Source organism: Microcoleus sp. PH2017_12_PCY_D_A, assembly GCF_020738565.1.
GTDB lineage: Bacteria > Cyanobacteriota > Cyanobacteriia > Cyanobacteriales > Microcoleaceae > Microcoleus.
On sequence record NZ_JAEQCI010000255.1, the window covers coordinates 1 to 1556 of the forward strand.

General features: G+C 44.6%; 1 protein-coding gene. It reads right to left on the bottom strand.

The window, feature by feature from the left end; translation table 11 throughout:
* Positions 1–652: 652 nt before the first annotated feature.
* Complete coding sequence (locus tag JGK39_RS33395) at positions 653–1048, bottom strand: hypothetical protein (protein ID WP_293262922.1); 396 nt, start codon at positions 1046–1048, stop codon at positions 653–655.
* Positions 1049–1556: the final 508 nt, after the last annotated feature.

Sequence of the window (1556 nt, forward strand, 5' to 3'; positions counted from 1 at the left end):
GCAACAATTAGGGCAACTAATTTCTAATGTCATATCACGCTATGGGAAACACTTCTCTAATTATAGCTTACTCCGATCCTTTCCTTCAGGGCACTACCACCTTCCGTCAGTCCTATCCTATGGTAGTCTTGCTGCTTAAAAACTGTCCGGAGTATTGCTAAAACAATATAACCACAGAGAATGTAAAGTTGAAAACTTATATTATCAGTATTTATATTAAAAGAATAATATTCAATTAATATAACTAATATTATGACAGTAGCAGGGGTCAAAATTTTCATCGTACATATCAACCAAAGAAATCTTTGGGCGCAAAGATAAATTATGAAACAAATTAAAGGTTAGAAAGTTGTAACGTACCGATCGCTCTAGTTAGTATATACCATCTTAAAGGTATTTTAATACTATTAAAACAGTACAACAGCCTTGAACTTGGCCAGCGAAGTACAGATGCCTCCAGAAAATTGAACGCTCCCCAATGAGACAAAAGTTTTGTTGAGAAAGTTGTAGCCAATTGACCTAGCCCTACGTCAGCAATTCCTTTGATCCTGATTCAACTCCCTCAACCGAGCGAAAATCCGTTGCTCTCTCCCCTCATCAACTGAATAGTTGCTATGAGTTTTTTTGTTTGGGGCTAGGTGTACACAAAACGCTACTGTTGCCACTGATGGTTTGGTACACCTGTATCCAAGACCGACCAAGCTGCGATCGCCTCCCTCCATTTCTGGATATCTTCAGGAATCCGCCCCTCGAACTCTTCTTTCAATTCTTTGAGCCGTTCTTTCAGCGAGGGTGTCAGCGCAGCAAAGATTTCAGGGCGCAGGTGATTCGCTATGCCCAATCCCTTCACCACTTCGTAGGTTGTGCCATCTCGGTTGGCTGTTTCTGAAAGCTTGAATACCCATTCATCTATCCCGAGCAACCGATCGCCCCGAGCAGGAGCGATCGGGGTACTTCGATCGGCCCCGATCGCCCCTGGTTTCCTTGTGATGTATGGGTTTGAGTAGAAGCGATCGGGGCGATCGGGGCGATCGGGGCGATCGGGCATTACTCCTCTTTTTTTATAAGGGGGTGTCTTGTTGCTAGGAACTACCCTTACACTTTCATTTTTTTAGGGAGTAGTACCCCGATCGCCCCGATCGCCCCGATCGCCTCCTTCAAAGTGTAGATTTTGCGTTATGTTTTTAGCGATCGGGACATGGCGGGGGGTAACACCCTACATTCTGCCCCGATCGCCTTTCTATTTCCCAAAGTCTTGATTTAGCGCTGGATTTTTAGCGATCGGGATGTATTAAGGGGTAAGACCCCACAATATGCCCCGCTCGCCTTGTAAGTCAAAATCAGGGGTCAGACCCATCATCGAGCGTCTGACGCAGGAATCTGTTCCGCATCAACGAATAGAGAGTTAGTACCTAGGGCGTCGGTTCAGTATTAGGAGTTGACAAAACAAACTGGAAATATGTGAATTGAAAAGCCTGTTAAATTATCACAATCAGAAAGAAGCAAGAAACCTGATGCGCCCTCACTTATGGCATCCTCCAATTGAACTCTCAGAC

Excerpts from the sequence above, each read along its gene's own strand:
- JGK39_RS33395 (WP_293262922.1), bottom strand. The coding sequence starts at position 1,048 with ATGCCCGATCGCCCCGATCGCCCCGATCGCCCCGATCGCTTCTACTCA.